The sequence below is a fragment of the Bacillus manliponensis genome (assembly GCF_000712595.1).
Lineage (GTDB): Bacteria > Bacillota > Bacilli > Bacillales > Bacillaceae_G > Bacillus_A > Bacillus_A manliponensis.
In genome coordinates this window covers 25,080-42,944 of sequence record NZ_JOTN01000017.1, presented here as the reverse complement: position 1 = coordinate 42,944, position 17,865 = coordinate 25,080, and the positions used below count along the sequence as shown (strand labels likewise).

The 17,865-nt window shown below is 34.9% G+C and carries 15 protein-coding genes; 5 read left to right on the top strand and 10 right to left on the bottom strand.

Annotated features, from left to right (window positions below; translation table 11 throughout):
* Positions 1 to 125: 125 nt before the first annotated feature.
* Entirely contained in the window at positions 126 to 1,445 is a 1,320-nt protein-coding gene (locus BAMA_RS17440) for a hemolysin family protein (protein WP_034641747.1), read from the bottom strand.
* Positions 1,446 to 1,655: 210 nt separating this feature from the next.
* Between BAMA_RS17440 and BAMA_RS17435 the strand changes: the two genes are divergently transcribed.
* From BAMA_RS17435 to BAMA_RS17425, 3 genes are all read left to right on the top strand, one after another.
* A complete protein-coding gene (locus BAMA_RS17435; RefSeq protein WP_034641742.1) occupies positions 1,656 to 2,834 on the top strand; it encodes a NupC/NupG family nucleoside CNT transporter in 1,179 nt (392 codons plus the stop codon).
* A 352-nt stretch (positions 2,835 to 3,186) separates the two neighbouring features.
* Positions 3,187 to 4,200: an LCP family protein gene (locus BAMA_RS17430; RefSeq protein ID WP_051759012.1), complete on the top strand. Its 1,014-nt coding sequence runs from the start codon at positions 3,187 to 3,189 to the stop codon at positions 4,198 to 4,200.
* 232 nt (positions 4,201 to 4,432) lie between these two features.
* Positions 4,433 to 5,695 carry a VanW family protein gene (locus BAMA_RS17425; protein WP_034641738.1) on the top strand — a complete coding sequence of 421 codons (1,263 nt, stop codon included), beginning with the start codon at positions 4,433 to 4,435 and terminating at the stop codon, positions 5,693 to 5,695.
* Between the two features lie 14 nt (positions 5,696 to 5,709).
* On the opposite strand, the gene BAMA_RS17420 is transcribed toward BAMA_RS17425, so the two are convergent.
* Together BAMA_RS17420 and BAMA_RS17415 are read right to left on the bottom strand one after the other, a co-directional pair.
* A complete protein-coding gene (locus BAMA_RS17420; protein ID WP_034641735.1) occupies positions 5,710 to 5,970 on the bottom strand; it encodes a hypothetical protein in 261 nt (86 codons plus the stop codon).
* A gap of 47 nt (positions 5,971 to 6,017) precedes the next feature.
* Entirely contained in the window at positions 6,018 to 6,527 is a 510-nt protein-coding gene (locus BAMA_RS17415) for an RNase A-like domain-containing lipoprotein (RefSeq protein WP_034641731.1), read from the bottom strand.
* 107 nt (positions 6,528 to 6,634) lie between these two features.
* On the opposite strand from BAMA_RS17415, the gene BAMA_RS17410 reads away from it, so the two are divergent.
* Positions 6,635 to 7,183 carry a TVP38/TMEM64 family protein gene (locus tag BAMA_RS17410; protein WP_034641728.1) on the top strand — a complete coding sequence of 183 codons (549 nt, stop codon included), beginning with the start codon at positions 6,635 to 6,637 and terminating at the stop codon, positions 7,181 to 7,183.
* A 26-nt stretch (positions 7,184 to 7,209) separates the two neighbouring features.
* Here the strand turns inward: BAMA_RS17410 and BAMA_RS17405 are convergent, their stop codons facing one another.
* The 4 genes from BAMA_RS17405 to BAMA_RS17395 form a co-directional block, all read right to left on the bottom strand.
* Positions 7,210 to 8,835, bottom strand: coding sequence for a M4 family metallopeptidase (locus BAMA_RS17405; RefSeq protein WP_034641846.1), 1,626 nt, complete (start codon positions 8,833 to 8,835; stop codon positions 7,210 to 7,212).
* Positions 8,836 to 9,138: 303 nt separating this feature from the next.
* Positions 9,139 to 10,764 carry a M4 family metallopeptidase gene (locus BAMA_RS17400; protein WP_034641844.1) on the bottom strand — a complete coding sequence of 542 codons (1,626 nt, stop codon included), beginning with the start codon at positions 10,762 to 10,764 and terminating at the stop codon, positions 9,139 to 9,141.
* A gap of 176 nt (positions 10,765 to 10,940) precedes the next feature.
* Positions 10,941 to 11,069 carry an NprX family peptide pheromone gene (locus BAMA_RS24595; protein WP_157406036.1) on the bottom strand — a complete coding sequence of 43 codons (129 nt, stop codon included), beginning with the start codon at positions 11,067 to 11,069 and terminating at the stop codon, positions 10,941 to 10,943.
* Positions 11,069 to 12,343 carry a helix-turn-helix domain-containing protein gene (locus tag BAMA_RS17395; protein WP_034641725.1) on the bottom strand — a complete coding sequence of 425 codons (1,275 nt, stop codon included), beginning with the start codon at positions 12,341 to 12,343 and terminating at the stop codon, positions 11,069 to 11,071. Before BAMA_RS17395 ends, BAMA_RS24595 begins: the two co-directional genes overlap by 1 nt.
* Positions 12,344 to 12,566: 223 nt before the next feature.
* On the opposite strand from BAMA_RS17395, the gene BAMA_RS17390 reads away from it, so the two are divergent.
* Positions 12,567 to 14,030 (top strand): nicotinate phosphoribosyltransferase, encoded by a 1,464-nt coding sequence (locus BAMA_RS17390; protein WP_034641723.1) that lies wholly within the window; start codon positions 12,567 to 12,569, stop codon positions 14,028 to 14,030.
* 181 nt (positions 14,031 to 14,211) lie between these two features.
* Here BAMA_RS17390 and BAMA_RS17385 read toward each other — a convergent pair whose 3' ends face one another.
* From BAMA_RS17385 to BAMA_RS17375, 3 genes are all read right to left on the bottom strand, one after another.
* The gene (locus BAMA_RS17385) at positions 14,212 to 16,569 is read right to left on the bottom strand and encodes a heavy metal translocating P-type ATPase (protein ID WP_034641720.1); all 2,358 of its coding nucleotides are present in this window, start codon (positions 16,567 to 16,569) and stop codon (positions 14,212 to 14,214) included.
* A gap of 29 nt (positions 16,570 to 16,598) precedes the next feature.
* Positions 16,599 to 16,976, bottom strand: coding sequence for an ArsR/SmtB family transcription factor (locus BAMA_RS17380; protein ID WP_034641717.1), 378 nt, complete (start codon positions 16,974 to 16,976; stop codon positions 16,599 to 16,601).
* A 219-nt stretch (positions 16,977 to 17,195) separates the two neighbouring features.
* On the bottom strand, positions 17,196 to 17,753 hold the full coding sequence (locus BAMA_RS17375) for a class I SAM-dependent methyltransferase (RefSeq protein ID WP_034641714.1): 558 nt from the start codon (positions 17,751 to 17,753) through the stop codon (positions 17,196 to 17,198).
* Positions 17,754 to 17,865: the final 112 nt, after the last annotated feature.

The window sequence follows — 17,865 nt, the reverse complement described above, 5'->3', positions numbered from 1 at the left end:
TACTATTTTTGGCAAGAGAAAATATCCCTTTCCCCCATCCACTATATAACACGAATTATGAAAGCGCAAACATATTTGTTTCTTACAAAAACAAATTTCTATTGAATGAAAGAAAAAACAGCATCTTAATGAGAAGCTGTCTTTTCCTCATGTCCCATTCTCTTTATTTCAATACATTTAATTTGATGTAAATCTTTTTCTAAAATCGTAAAGTTCCAATTTGCAACAGGAATTGTTTCACCTTTTTCTAACTTTTGATTTTGCATCATAAGCCAGCCACCAATTGTATCCACATCTCCCGCATGTAAATTTAAACCAATTAAATCATTGATTTCACTTACTAACACTTTTCCATCAACAATTTTGCATGTATCACTTATATGTTGAATTGGAGGATGTTCATCTTCGTCATATTCATCACGAATTTCTCCAACAATTTCCTCTAAAATATCTTCTAGTGTAACAATTCCTGCCGTTCCCCCGTACTCATCATATAAAACAGCAAGGGGAATACGTTGCTTTTGCATTTGTAGTAATAGCACATTAATTGGAATGGTTTCCATTACTTCAATAACAGGCCTTGTATAATTTGTAATGGAGCGGGCCCCTCTTTCCTCACTATCCATATAACGAATAAAGAAATCTTTTACATTGACCATACCGATAATTTCGTCTTTATCTTCTCCAAGAACAGGATACCTTGTATATTTTTCCTGTCGAATCACTTCCAAATGGGTATCAAATGAATCTTCAGCATATAAACCTACTACCTCTGTCCGCGGAACCATAATTTCTTTCGCTAATCGATTATCAAATTCAAAAATATTATTTACATACTTATATTCAGCCTGATTAATTTCTCCGCTCTCATAGCTCTCAGATAAAATAAGTCTTAACTCTTCTTCTGAGTGTGCTACTTCATGTTCCGATGCCGGCTTTAAACCAAATAAACCGGTAATTAAGCGTGCCGAGCCATTTAATGCCCAAATAAATGGAAACATGATGCGATAAAAGTAAATGATTGGTTTTGCAAACATCAAGCTCACTTGCTCTGCTCTTTGAATGGCAAATGTTTTTGGCGCTAGTTCTCCAACAACAACATGTAAAAAAGTAATAACTGAAAAAGCAATGATAAATGACACTGTACTAGCAGCTGTTGGTGAAAAGTGAAGCCGAACAAACAACGGTTCAAGCAAATGCTTCACTGTTGGTTCACCTAACCAACCAAGTCCAAGTGCAGTAATCGTAATTCCAAGCTGACACGCTGATAAATATTCATCTAAATTAGAGGTAACCTTTTTGACAGCTAATGCCCCTCGCTTTTCTTCCATTACGAGCTGATCAACACGGCTACTACGTATTTTTATAATGGCAAATTCTGTTGCGACAAAAAAACCAGTTAAAGCAATTAAGACAGCCACCATCACTAATTTTCCTATTTCCACATCATTTCCTTAGCATAGCCAGCCAAGGTTTCACCTCCTAATACATGAGTTCAATGATTATAATCATTTTTCCACAGTATTAGATAAGAAAATCTATATAAATTTCACCAATTTACTTTTCTTCCTCTACTTCCTTAAAGAGAAATAACGGCATAAATTCCCTTCAAAAAGAAAAACATATGGATAGAAACTCTTATGAGGAGGATTATCATGAAATTTTTCACATTTCTGCTCGGTCTTATTGTTGTATTTTTCCTTGCTTTCATTGCAAGTACGAATAGAAAGCACATTAAATTTAAACCTATTTTTATCATGCTAGCTATACAGCTACTGTTAGCATATTTACTTTTAAATACAGGCATTGGCCTTATTCTTGTTACTGTCATTTCTAATTTATTTAACAAGCTGTTAGAATACGCGGCCTCTGGTGTGAATTTCGTATTTGGAGGTCTTGCCAATGAAGGCGAAATGCCTTTCTTTTTAAACGTGCTGCTTCCAATCGTCTTTATTTCTGTTTTAATTGGAATTTTACAACACCTGAAGATTTTACCTTTTATTATTTATTGGATTGGCTTTTTCCTTAGTAAAATTAATGGCCTCGGTAAATTAGAATCTTATAACGCCGTCGCTTCAGCAATTGTTGGACAATCAGAAGTGTTTATTACCGTCAAAAAACAACTTGGACAAATACCAAAACATCGTCTTTACACATTGTGTGCTTCAGCGATGTCGACTGTATCGATGTCTATCGTTGGTGCATATATGACAATGATTGACCCTAAATACGTTGTAACTGCACTCGTCTTAAATTTATTTAATGGTTTTATTATAGTGCTCATTATTAACCCGTACGACGTAAAGGAAGATGAAGATATTTTAGAAGTAAAAACAGAAAAACAAACATTTTTTGAAATGCTTGGAGAATATATTTTAGATGGATTTCGCGTTGCAGTTCTTGTAGGTGCGATGCTTATTGGTTTCGTTGCCCTTATTAGTGCAATTAACGACGTGTTTCTTATTATCTTCGGTATTTCGTTTCAACAGTTACTTGGATATGCCTTTTCACCTATTGCTTTCATTATCGGTGTACCTGCAAATGAAATTGTTCAAGCAGGAAGCATTATGGCAACAAAACTTGTAACAAATGAATTCGTTGCAATGATGGACTTGAGCAAATTAGCAAGCACTTTATCACCTCGTACAGTTGGAATTATTTCCGTATTCCTTGTCTCCTTTGCAAATTTTTCTTCCATTGGAATTATTTCTGGAGCTGTGAAAGGACTTCATGAAGAACAAGCCAATGTAGTTGCACGTTTTGGACTAAGGCTTTTATATGGTGCAACGCTAGTGAGTATCTTATCTTCACTTATTGTAAGTATTATGATTTAAATAGGTAAAATTTCACACTTCCCTTTTTAAAGCTTTTTTTATACAATACGTTTTAATTAGTAGATGTCTCATAATAGGGACATCTATTTTTATACAAGAAGATGAAATATTACTCCTCAAAACCCTTTCAATAGCATACACATTGCTCTCAACTTAGTTCAACGTATCCCTTGTCATTTAACTGCTGAATCCTGTTATACAGTGTGAATCAAACTATTTATTCTATATTTCATTTTCATGTCAATTAAAGATTTATAGTGAAAACTATTAATATTTATGTAAAATAGAAAGTGTGCCTTTTTTAAAAATTGTAAGAAAACATTTCAATTGGAATTAAAAGGAGAAATATATAATGAAATCTCAATTAGAACCAATGAATAGAGTCTCGAAAAAACGCTCGAAAAAAAAGCGTGTACTCATATTCGCCTTAATCCCATTACTCCTTATCATCCTAGGGAGTGGCGGCTACTTTTTCCATCTATATGGAAAAGCAAAAGCTGTTGTTAGTGATGCCTACTCCGGTCTAGACCGTGGAGATAAATCTCATAAACGTGAAAAAGCAGTAAAGCCAATGACTGATAACATTTCTGTCCTAATTATGGGGGTGGATGAAAGTGAAACACGCTCGAAAAATTACGGAGAAGCAGTACGCACAGATGCATTGTTACTAGCAACAATTAATAAAGATGATAAATCTGTAAAACTAGTGAGTATCCCACGAGATTCTCGCGTTTATATAGAATCTCGTGATAAACAAGATAAAATTACACATGCTCACGTCTTTGGTGGTGTAGACAGTACAATTGATACTGTCGAAAATTTCTTAGACGTTCCAGTTGATTATTATGTGAAATTCAACTTTGAATCTTTTATAAAAATTGTTGATTCACTTGGTGGTATTGAAGTTGATGTGCCAGTTGAAATTACAGAACAAAACAGTAAAGACCAAGCTGACGCTATTCATTTAGAAAAAGGTCTTCAACAATTAAATGGGGAAGAAGCACTTGCACTAGCAAGAACACGTCATATTGATAGTGATTTTATGCGTGGTCAACGCCAACAACTAGTATTAGAAGCAATTGCAGAAAAAGCTTTATCTGTTGGATCTATTAATAAGCTTGGCGATTTATTAGAAGCTGTTGATAAAGATATTAAAACAAACTTAACATTTGATGATATGATGGCCATTGCAACAAACATGATGGATACAAAATTAAACATTGAAAACATGCAAATAGAAGGAACAGACGAATATATTGATGGTACGTATTATTACATCCCTGATAAACGCAATGTAGAAGAAATTTCTGAACAACTACACCAGCATCTTGGTGTTACAAGTAAAGAAGATCATAAAAAGTTATAAAAAAAGAAGCTGTTAAACAAACAGCTTCTTTTTTTTATAACTTTTTATTATAGTTCACACACAATATATTGAAAATACAGGAAGTTATATTACGAAAATGTAACATTATTTATAAAAACATTACACTTTTTACAAGGTTGATAGTATAATAGTAAGCATACATATTTTTCATGATTTGTACGTGAAATCCAATAGGCATACGGTCTGAAAAATGCATGGTGGAGGGAAATACATGAAGTTACGCAAATTAATTATTGTTTCTACAATTACTGGGGGAATTTTTTTAGGTGCTAGTGGGATTGTTGGTTATCAGTATGTCTCTAAGTTAAATGAGCAATTAGACTCGTCTGTTTTACAGCATACAACATTTGAAGGTATTTCATTAGATGGAAAAAACAAACAAGAAGTCGCGCAAATTATTCAGCAAAAAGCTGAGGAATTCAATCAAAAATCCATAAATTATACGTTACCAAACCAGACAGACACATATACATGGAAAGATTTAGGTGTAGAATATAACAGCAAAGATGTTGTAAAAGAAATATTCGATGAACAAGATGGTAACATTATTGAACGTTATAACATGCGTAAAAAAGCTGAACAAGGAAAATTAAAACGAGATTATGTGTTAAAGTCAAAGTTAAATACCGGAACTTATGATACTTTCATAAAAGAAAAATATAACGATAACTTAGTTAATCCTGTAAATGCAGAATTATCTATTTCTGGGACTACAGTTCACATTAGTGAAAGTAGCAATGGTCAAAAAGTTGATAAAGACTCTCTGAAAACATTAACTACAAATGCCATTTCCTCTCAAGAAACAACGATTCAAATGCCTATTACAAACATCAAGCCAGAACGCTCCACTGAAGATGTACAAAATATGGGAATCACAGAAGTCATCGCAGAGTATTCTACTCCAATGACGGGTCGTAATGGAAACCAAGCATTTAATATTCAAAAATCGGCGAATGCTTTAAACGGAGCAATTATTGCACCTGGTGAAACATTTAGCTTTAACGGGCGTGTTGGTATAACCGATGCTGCAAACGGTTATAAATCAGCTGCTGTCTATGTAAACGGTAAAGTAACACAAGCTGCTGGTGGTGGTGTATGCCAGTTAAGTAGCACATTATACGGAAGTGCATTACGTGCTGACTTAGGGATTACCGCCCGAAGTAACCACTCGATGCCAGTTACTTATTTACCTCTAGGTCAAGATGCTGCCGTCGCTGACTACGGACCAGATTTAAAATTTACAAATAATACAGGGAAACATATATACATTCAAGCAGTAGCTGGTACAAATGGTGTTACTACTCGTATTTTTGGTACGCCAACTGGAAAAAGTGTTTCCGTTTCTTCTAAAGTTGTTAGTGAAACAGAAAATCAAATTGTAGCTGTAACATATAAAAAAGTAACACAAAATGGGGAAGTACTCTCTAATAAGCAAATCTCTACAAGTAAATATAAAAAAAATAAACAGGCGTGAGGAATTACGCCTGTTTATTTTGAAAGGATATTTAAAAATTTGTAAATATAATACTTTGCTTCCTCTTGTGACCACATACGTCCAGCATCATTAGCAAATCGACAACCTTCTTCCCATGCCTCTTTTTGTTTCATGTGTAACAATTCATGCTGTAACTTTTCAATTGTTTCCTGATTCTCTTGTTCTATAAATTCTTGCATCACATCTAGCACTTCTTCTTCATAGACACTTAATGTACAATATGCCTTTAAAAAGTATTGAAATGTTGAATACATATTCCCTCTCCTTCTTTCATTAGTCACAATGTAACGAAACAAATTTATTATTTACGAATTGGATATGACGTAATAATTTTGAATCCTAACGAACTTTCTTGATCTCTTGCTAAAACGGTTACGGTGTCATGCAGATTATCATATAAACGCATATCTCGCTTTAACACTGTTTTCCCTACAGCGAAATTATGTTTTGTATTCAAAACAAGACGATTTTCTTTCGAATCCTTTAACCATTTCTGAATTTCCGCTTCATGTTGCTGTAAGCTATCTTTTACAGCCTTTGTAGCAACTTCTTTACTATCATATGTACTTGCAGCTGAAACTTTATCTGTACGTAGCCTCTCTCTCAGTTGCTCTTCTGTTTTTCCAACATGTCGTTCTATTGTATGTCCGTTTTTTGGTGGTCCTTCCATTTCATCCAAAATATTATCACTTATTTTTTCTCCATTTAATTCTTTTACATTTGCTCTATTTTGCTCTTGTCCTAAGCAACCTGTTAACAAAACTAATGTTGCTATTACAATGCTTACAACACTACTCCATATCTTTTTCATCTATTCACCTCTTCAATAAATATCAATTTATTAAGATTTAACAAAATAACCTTGCCTTTAAGCTAAAAATGTGATGTAATGCAAAAAAAGCAAAGGATTTTATACACATGCAAGAGTTTATTCAATCGTTTCTTACAGAGCATTATACCATTGCTATTCCATTAAGTATTCTGTTTAGTATTTTAATCAGCCTTGCTGGTTTTATTCCGAGCGTCTTTTTAACAGCAATTAATATTGCATTGTTTGGGGTAGTAGAAGGAACAATCATTTCTATTATTGGAGAAGCGCTTGGGGCAATTATTTCCTTTTATTTTTATCGACTAGGCTTTCAAAAATTTGCACAAAAAAAATTGCAAGCATATCCAAAAGCAGAACGGCTTCTTTATGCAGAAGGAAAAGAAGCATTTTTACTCGTATTGTCATTTAGACTTTTACCATTTGTTCCATCTGGTCTAATCACACTGCTTGCTTCTTTAGGAAAAATGTCGCTACTTTCATTTGCTGTCGCAAGTACGATTGGAAAAGTACCTTCCTTACTGATTGAAGCTTATTCTACCTATCATGTGATGAACGGAACAAATGAGGCCAAATGGATTATCGCAATTGCTGGTTGCATTGGTTTATTTTACATTTGGAAGAAATGGAGTAATAAATAAAAAAGGAGCATATGCTCCTTTTTTATTTATTTTACACCAACTGCATCTAATGATTTTTTTACAGCTTCTACTTCAGTAGAATTTGCACCATATAAATCCGCAGCTGCTTGTACTAAGCCTGCACGTGCTTGACTAAATGTAGTAGATTCTGTGAAATATAGTGTATTTGCACGGTAATAAATTGCACCTAATTTATCTTTACCAATCCCATTTACTGTAACTCCATAGTGTTTACCACCATTTGCAAGTAAATACGCAGATTTATTAATGATACTGCTATTGATATGGACACCACCATCATCTTCAGTACCAGTATAACGTTTCGAATAATGATCTGGATCACCATATTTTGCTGGATCACTCATTGAACGTAACGCATCCCCTGACTTACCTGGCGTATACACATCCTCACCTATTTCCCAATCTGGATTACGATTATCATAGTATTCTACTAAAGTACCAAAGATATCAGCAATTGCTTCATCTAATGCACCTGATTCATTTTGATAAATTAAATTTGAGCTATGCTCTGTTACAGCATGTGTTAATTCATGTCCAATTACATCAAGAGCACCTGATAGTGGAGTAAACGTTGTTCCGTCTCCATCTCCGTATACCATCTGCGATCCAGTCCAGCCTGCATTATTATAATTGCTTCCATAATGAACTGTTGAGTGTAACGGTGCACCAGCGTCATCATATGAGTTACGATTAAATGTGTCTTTATAGTAATCATATGTTACACCTGCATAATAATGAGCATCTACCGCAGCACTATCATATACAGCATTAAAGATATTGTCCGTATCTCTCCAAAGTGTTCCTGGTAGAGTAGTACGTTTTTTTCCATCATACGTATAAATCGTTGCTCCACGTGTATTATCTTGTAGGTAATAACTAGAACCTGATAATGTTGTTTGTAACGTTTTCGTATCTCCTAATACACCTTTACCTGCCCCAATTTTATTCGTACCCGTTACATGATTCATCGTGTTGTATTTATGTAATACTTTACCACTATCTGCTTCAATGAAATAATAATAGTTTCCTGGCTCTGGAGATAAGAAGTTTAATTGAACAACATATGCGTACGTTACTTCCTCACCATTTTGATATACGTTTAACTCTGCAGATGGTTCTTGTTCATATTTTGGAGTGAAACCTAAGTCTTTTTGTGCCGTTTCAATTGCTTGTTGATCTTCAATTAAATTTTTATGTTTTAGCTTTTCCTGTTTATCTAAATCAGGTACCACTGTTCCAGATACTACTTTTAACACACCATCTTTTCCAACGTGTGCAACTTGTGTAGAACCCCATACTGGTACTCCTTCATATACTTGTTGTAAGCGAAGTACTGTCGCTTCTCCAACTTGATCTTTCACGATTTCCTCTACTTTAAACGACTCTTGTGCACTTTTCTCTCCTAGTTTAAAATCTTGTTTTGCATCATTAAAGTAGTCAAATACAACTGATTCTGGCTTTTGCTTTGATGCTTCTGTTAATTGTCCTGATACAAACTCAGGTGACTGGATGACCTCATTATACTTTTTCTCGGAAAGTACATTTTTAGAATCTGCAAACGTATTTGTTCCCCCAAATGTTGATAGTGCTACCCCTGTTGCTAAAGCAAAAGCTAGACTTTTTTTCTTCATCATTCTCTTCCTCCTAAATGGTTATTTAAAAAAGTAGCTTCATCGTAACACCTACTTTCCTTTATGAAAACACTAAAAATTCTATTAATTATTTTCTCAATATTTGTATACATCGATTAAAAAATTCAGACAAATGAAACTTCACTCCACTTAACCAATCAAGCATTTGATTCGAGTGTACTGTCATCCATAGGGGTCTTAGCTACATATCTTCACTCTAAAAATTCTTGAGGAAGGAGTTTTACAGCCCACAAATAGCGGAATAGAAACAAATAAAAAAGGAGCATATGCTCCTTTTTTAACTTACTGCACACCAACTGCATCATATGATTGCTTCACAGCTGCTACTTCAGTAGAATTTGCACCGTATAAGTCAGCTGCAGCTTGTACTAAACCTGCACGTGCTTGACTGAACGTAGTAGATTGCGTGAAATATAGTGTATTTGCACGGTAGTAGATTGCACCAACTTTATCTTTACCGATTCCATTCACTGTAACGCCATAGTGTGTACCACCATTTGCAAGTAAGTAAGCTGCTTTATTAATGATTCCGCTATTAATATGCACACCACCATAATCTTGAGTGCCTGTATAACGTTTAGAATAATGATCTGGATCGCCGTATTTCGCAGGATCACTCATTGAGCGTAACGCATCCCCTGCTTTACCTGGCGTATAAATATCTTCACCCATTTCCCAATCTGGGTTGTTATTTGCATAGTACTCTACTAAAGTACCAAAAATATCAGAGATTGCTTCGTTTAATGCACCAGACTCATTTCGATAAATTAAGTTTGAGCTGTACTCTGTTACAGCATGCGTTAGCTCATGCCCGATAACATCAAGCGCACCTGATAGCGGTACAAATGTTGTTCCATCTCCGTCTCCATATACCATCTGTGATCCATTCCAAAATGCGTTGTTATATTTGTTTCCGTAATGGACAGTTGAGTTTAAAGACGCACCTGCATTGTCATATGAATTACGGTTAAATGTATTTTTAAAATAATCATATGTTACACCTGCATAATGATGAGCATCTACAGCTGCACCATCATAAGCAGCATTAAATAAATTGTCAGTATCTCTCCACAATGTTCCTGGAAGTGAAGTACGGTTTTTCGCATCATATGTGTAAACTTTTGCTCCACGTGTATTATCTTGCAGATAATAACTAGAACCTGATAGTGTTGTTTGTAATGTCTTCGTATCTCCTAATACACCTTTCCCTGTCCCTACTGCATTTGTTCCTGTCACATGATTAATCGTATTAATTTTGTCTAACACTTTACCACTATCCGCTTCAACAAAATAATAGTAGTTTCCAGGCTCTGGATCTAAGAAATTCAATTTTACAACATATGCATAAGTCGCTTCCTCACCGTTTTGATATACATGTAGATCTGCTGATGGCTCTTGTTCATATTTTGGGTTTAAGCCTAAATCTTTTTGTGCAATTTCAATTGCTTGTTTACCTTCAATATGGTTTTTATTTTTTAACTTCTCTTGCTTGTCTAACTCAGGCACAACTGTTCCTGATACTACTTTTAACACACCATCTTTTCCAACGTGCGCAACTTGTGTAGAGCCCCATACTGGTACTCCTTCATATACTTGTTGCAGACGAAGTACTGTTGCTTGTCCAACTTGATCTTTTACAATCTTTTCTACTTTGAAAGACTCTTGCGCACTTTTTTCACCTAATTTAAAATCTTGCTTCGCATCGTTAAAATAGTCAAACACAACTGATTCTGGTTTTTGCTTCGATGCCTCTGTTAATTGTCCTGATACAAATTCAGGTGACTGAATTGCTTCGTTGTACTTCTTTTCTGAAAGTACGTTTTTAGAATCCGCAAATGTCGTAGTCCCCCCAAATGTCGATAAAGCCACTCCTGTTGCCAAGGCAAAAGCTAATCCCTTTTTCTTCATCATTCTCTTCCCCCTAATAATTTTTTTAAAAAAGAGTAGCTTTATCGTAGCACTAACTTTTCACTATGAAAATAGTGAAAATTCCATTAATTTCTTTCTCAAGTTTTGTGTTATTTTTATATTAAATTCATGAGAAAACCGCTTTCCTGTAAGGGAAAGCGGTTTTCTTTCGAATATTATACATTTACTTTTTCAGATACAGGAGAAGACTGTCCGTAATAGTCTGGCTTGTTAGAGTATTGACCAGCTAATACTAAACCGAACACAAAACCTGTTAATATAACAATTTTCGCTGCCTTTTTCATTAGTTTTCTCCTTTCAGACTTTCTAAAACTGCAAGTGCTTTCTTATAATAATGACTACTTCTTTCAAAGTTAGTTTGATATTCGAAGTACTTCGCCAACTCTATATAAGCTTCCTTTAAATCATTAGAATTTCCTTCTTTTATAAAGAAAGGTACTGCCTCTGTTTCTAAAAATATTTTGTATGAAGTTGGTTCTTCAAAATATTTATAACGCAGCATTAAAAGCAAATATAACTTCGGTCTAAATTTTTCATCTTTTTTTGCAATTACAATCCCTTTATCAATATATTCCTTGGCCTCTTGTAATTGATCTAAACAAATGTATTGTAATGATAGCTCATATAATGTATCAATATAATTTAAATTTTCTTCTGGTTGATATTCCAAACTTTGTCTATAATACTTTTTCGCTTCTTCGTATTCTTTCTTCTTATGGTGAATATTCCCCATATTACTTAATACTATCGCGGCAATGACATGATGCTCTGAGAAAGACTTAGACTCTCTCAATAAGCTTTCATACATTGCTAATGCTTCATCATATTGTCCCTTTTCAGCATAACTAAGTGCAATGAGAATTTGGCAGTTCATAACATGACGGAGTTGATGCTCATTTCGAAATCCTTCTAATGCAATATTTGCAAAATGAAGTGATAAATGCTGCATTTCTAAATGGCTATATGTAAGAGCTAAATTATAATAAATACCCGTCTCATAATACCCTTGCTCTTTTGCCATTGCTTCCACTCTTATTAAATAGTTTATTCCTTCTTTCCAACGGTGCCGTAAACAATACAACATCCCTTTACTATACGTATATAATAACTGTTGGAATGGTGAACACTTTTTATATACTTTTTTCAGTTTATCTAATTCTATTTCTAGAGCTGGCATATCTCTATGCATAATTAAATAGCGCGTATAGAGAAGTTTATAATAATTTATAATCTCAAAATCATGTACATACTGCATTTCTGATTGTAACTCATTATATAGAATTTCTATTTTCTCTTTTTCCAAATGGATAAATGCTTCTAACCATTGATTTAATTTTTCTTTCACTTCAGCTTCCACATCTCGTAAATCTGAAACGGCAATTTCTAGTCTTGTACAAAGCAGTTGTAAAATTTCTTCCGATGCTTCGATTTTTCCATTTTCAATTTTACTTAAATATGAAACAGAACAAATACCTTGACACAATTCTTCCTGTGTCATTTTTTGTTGGAGTCGTTGATAAAAGATTTGTTTTCCAACTTTATCTAAGTTTAAATGCATAGCCGCCTCCTCTCTTCCATTCCATTGCCTGCTCCTTATAATCATACATAAAATTCCCAAAAAAATAAATTGATAAATATAAAAATTCTAAAAACAAAAGAGAAATTTGTCAAATTTTAATATAATTTATACAGGAAAATCGACTAAAAATAGCAAAAATGTATTACATAATACAAATTGATTTTCTGTGTAAAATAAAAACATACGGAGGTGCTTTTGTTTTATGACATATTACAAAGATGATAGTTACGCCTTACATACGGATTTATACCAAATCAATATGGCTTATACGTATTGGAAAGATAATATGTATAAACGACGTGCTGTATTTGATCTTTACTTTCGAAAGTTACCATTTGAGAATGGATATGCCATTTTTGCTGGTCTTGAGAAAATCGTCGAATATATTGAAAAGTTTCGTTTTACAGAAGATGATATCGCTTATTTACGTGAACTTCAATTTGAGGAAGAATTCCTTCACTATTTACAAAACATGAAGTTTACCGGGACCATTCGCAGCATGTTAGAAGGTGAAGTTGTTTTTCAAAACGAACCGCTTCTTCGCATTGATGCACCGCTTGGCGAAGCACAAATTATCGAAACAGCTCTATTAAACATCGTGAACTACCAAACGTTAATTGCCACAAAAGCAGCCAGAATGAAACATGCAGCAAATAATGATGAACTACTAGAATTCGGAACGCGCCGGGCTCACGAATTTGACGCCGCTCTTTGGGGAACGCGAGCTGCCTTTATTGGTGGATTCTCATCTACTAGTAATGTTCGAGCAGGAAAACGATTTGGTATCCCTGTTGCAGGAACGCATGCACACGCTTTTGTACAAGCATATCGTGATGAATATGTCGCCTTTAAAAAATACGCTGAAACACACAAAAAATGTGTTTTTCTTGTTGATACGTACGACACATTAAAATCTGGTGTTCCAAATGCAATTCGTGTTGCTAAAGAGTTTGGAGATCAAATTGATTTTTATGGTATTCGTTTAGATAGTGGTGACATGGCATACTTATCAAAAGAAGCAAGGAAAATGTTAGATGAAGCAGGTTTTACCAATACAAAAATTATCGCGTCTAGTGACTTAGATGAATACACCATTATGCATTTAAAATCACAAGGAGCGAAAATTGATGTGTGGGGTGTTGGAACAAAACTAATTACGTCTTTTGAACAACCTGCATTAGGGGCTGTCTATAAGCTCGTTTCGATTGAAGATGAAACTGGAGCAATGAAAGATACAATTAAAATTTCATCTAATCCTGCTAAAATTACAACACCTGGATTAAAACGTATCTATCGAATTATTAATAAAATGAACAATCATTCAGAAGGCGATTATATCGCTCTCGAAACAGAGAATCCAAATGAAGAAGAAAAGCTAAAAATGTTCCACCCTATTCATACGTATATTAGTAAATTTGTTACAAACTTTGAAGCACGTGAGCTTCATCATACTATTTTTGAAAATGGTAAACGTACTTATGAGTTACCTAGTATTCAGCAAATTCAAGCTTACACACAACAAGGTCTTTCTTTATTATGGGAAGAATATAAACGAACGCTAAACCCTGAAGAATATCCTGTCGATCTCAGTCAATTGTGCTGGGATAATAAAATGTCTCACATTCAGAATGTGCGTGAGCAAGTGACAAATTCCATAGACAAATAAAGTGAAACTTCACTCAGTGGGGGTTTTCTTCATCCCCCACTGAGTGTCAGCCCGACCAATCGGGCTTTTACGGGCTGTAAGGCTCCCACCTAAACCTCTTCGTTTTTTCTTAAGTTTTGAGGTGGGAGCCTTACAGCCCATTAATGTGGGATAAAGAGAGAGGCTCATGCCTCTCTCTTTATTATAAATCTTTCACTCGTAACACACGCATTGCATTTAATACCGCTAATAGCGTCACTCCAACGTCGGAGAAGACCGCTTCCCACATTGTTGCAATACCGAAAGCACCAAGTAGTAGTACAATCCCTTTTACACCTAATGCAAAAATGATATTTTGCCATACAATCGTTCTTGTACGTTTCGCAATTTGAATTGCCGATGCGATTTTTGAAGGTTCATCTGTCATAATGACAATGTCCGCTGCTTCAATTGCCGCGTCTGAGCCTAAACCACCCATTGCAATTCCGACATCCGCTCTTGCTAATACTGGTGTATCGTTAATACCGTCACCAATAAATGCAATTTTTTCTTTCTTTTGCTTTCTTTCATCTAACTTTTCAATTTGTTCTACTTTTTGCTGCGGTAGTAACTCCGCATGTATTTCGTCTAAACCTAACTGTTTTCCAACTGCCTCGCCAACCAATCTTGCGTCTCCGGTTAACATAACCGTTTTCTTTATTCCAATGTCTTTTAACTTTTGAATTGCTTCTTTTGCATCTTCTTTTATTTCATCTGAAATGACGATATACCCTGCATATACTCCATCTACCGCCACATGCACGAGTGTCCCAACAACATTTGGATTTTCAAACGCAATCTTTTCTTTCTTCATTAGCTTCGCATTTCCAGCTAGAATTTCTGATCCATTTACCTTTACAACCGTACCATGGCCAGAAATTTCGTTATACGCTTCAATACTTTGCTCATCAATATCTTTTCCATATGCACGGCGAATGGACTGAGCAATTGGATGATTCGAATGTACTTCAGCAAACGCTGCATACTCTAGTAACTCATCCTTTGAAAATGATGCACTTGGTTTCATTTCTGTTACTTGAAAGACACCTTTTGTTAGTGTACCCGTTTTATCAAACACAACATATTTCACATCGTTTAACGCTTCTAAATAGTTACTACCTTTTACTAAAATCCCACTTTTCGAAGCACCACCAATGCCTCCAAAGAAGCCAAGAGGAATGGAAACTACTAGCGCACATGGACAAGAGATAACGAGGAAAACAAGCGCTCGATAGATCCACTCTGAAAATGTTGCTCCTTCTATAAGAAGAGGCGGAATGAACGCAAGAACTGCTGCTGTTAACACAACTGCTGGCGTATAATAGCGTGCAAATTTCGTAATAAAGTTTTCCGTCGGTGCTTTACGACTACTTGCGTTTTGCACTAAGTCTAAAATCTTTGATACAGTAGACTCCCCAAACTCTTTCGTTACTTCAATTGTTAATACACCATTTTGATTCACAAATCCACTTAAAATTTCGCTACCTGCTTCTACTTCACGTGGAACTGATTCACCTGTTAGTGCTGATGTATCTACCATAGACACTCCATCAATTACTTTTCCATCTAACGGTACTTTCTCACCTGGTTTCACAATGATAATATCGCCAATTTGTACATCTTCTGGTGAGACTTCTACAGTTTCATCTCCACGTTTTACATTTGCATAATCAGGACGAATATCCATTAAGGAGCTAATTGATTTACGAGAGCGATTAACAGCTATGCTTTGGAATAGTTCACCTACTTGATAGAACAACATAACGGCAACTGCTTCTGGATATTCTTTAATAGCAAATGCACCTAGCGTTGCAATCGTCATTAAAAAGTTTTCATCAAACATTTGACCGCGCGCGATATTTCGAATTGCTCGCCAAACAATATCTCCACCAATAATCAGATACGCGATAACAAATAACGGAATTGTTACAATTTGCGGTAGTGTAGCAAATACCGCAATTGCTGTAAGGATAGCTCCAATAACTAAACGTCCAATCATTTTTTTCACATTTGCTTCGCCATGATCATGACTATGGTCATGACCCTCTTCCTCTTTTACGACTTTCACATGAGGCTCTAACTTTTGTACAACATCTTTTATGTTAGAAGAAATCGCATCTATTTCTTTTTTATTTGTCACTTCAACCCTTAATTTTTTTGAAACGAAGTCGACTGTCGCCTCTTTTACTTCTGGTATTTCATTCACTTTTGCTTCTATTTTTATTGCACAGTTTGCACAGTCTAAACCTTCTAATAGGAACGTTTCTTTTTTCCCTCTTCCACTTTTCTCTTCTTTTGCATGAACGTGAGGCTCTAATTTATTAACAAGTTGCTTCGCTTCCGTTACAACTTTCTGCTCATCACCTTTATTTGTTTCTAACACCATCGTTTTTGTTGCAAAATTTACAGAACAAGAAGATACACCATTTAATGCTCCGACACCTTTTTCAATTTTCATCGCACAATTTGCACAATCTAAGCCTTCAAGCAGAAGCTTTCTTTTCACTAATCCTTCTTCCATCTTTCTCCCTCCTTGTGCATATCCTTCTCTTACTTGTCTTCGTTTACATGTTCAAATGCTTGCTCAAAAATACGGATTACGTGATCATCGGCTAATGAATAATATACGACCTTTCCTTCTTTACGATTTTTCACAAGTTTTGCCTGCTTTAATACACGTAATTGATGAGAAACAGACGATTGTGTCATTCCAAGTAAATATGATAAATCACATACACACATTTCCGCTTCAAATAGTGCATGTAAAATACGTGTACGCGTTCTGTCTCCTAGTACTTTAAATAACTCTGCAACTTGACTTAAACTGTCATCCACTGGAATCGTTCGCTTTACTTTCTCAACTACATCTTCATGAATAATTTTTTGACAACACACATCTTGTTTCACTTCTACTTTATTTTCAGCCATTATAGCTCACCTCATTATTTGAATACATGCGCAATCATTCATATTTAAGTTACATTTATCATATGAACAATCACTCATATGTTTTACACTTTCATTATATGAGCAGTCGTTCATATATGTCAATGAAATGTGCGCGGATTTTATTATATTTTTCAATCAATTCATTTTTAAACCGTAAATAAAAAAGAAGATGCTGCGAAGCACCTCCTTTTAAACAAATCATTCTTTAACTGCATCAACAATTAATGAGACAAAACCTAAATTCTCACCTTGATTGCGATAGTCAAAACGTTTTGACCGATAAATCAATCCGCCCTTCTCATCCCATTCATTATAATGGAATTTCCCATCTTCATCACAATGTTCTAAAAGCTTTACTTTGAAACCTGCTTCTTCAAACATTGACATTATCGTTTTATAATTATGAACAATTTTATGGCTCGCCGCTGGATGATCTAACGGTCCTGGTCCACCAACTTTTACAACTTCCTGATAATCTTCATCAGGGAAAAACGCATCCGGCACAGCGCAGCGAATATAGCCTCCACGTTGTAAAAATTCATAGCAAATCTTTGCTGCTTCTACGCCCTCTTCATATGTTAAATGCTCCCACACATGCTCTGCTAAAACAACTTGTAACGAATTTAGAGAAAATTGTTTCATCCAATCTTCCCGCTTTAATAAATTTAATTCTTCCTCATTTGTATGTAACCAACCAGGATTATTGTTATAACCTTCTGCTCCAACGACTACTTTCAATTTTTCTGTAATAATCATTTTTTCACCTCATTTTATTATCCAAATTATATATTTCTACAATTTTTTCCTTTTTCCTGCAAAAGAAAAGGCCTCGTACATGTTCATGTACAAGACCTTTTTTTGTAGCCTA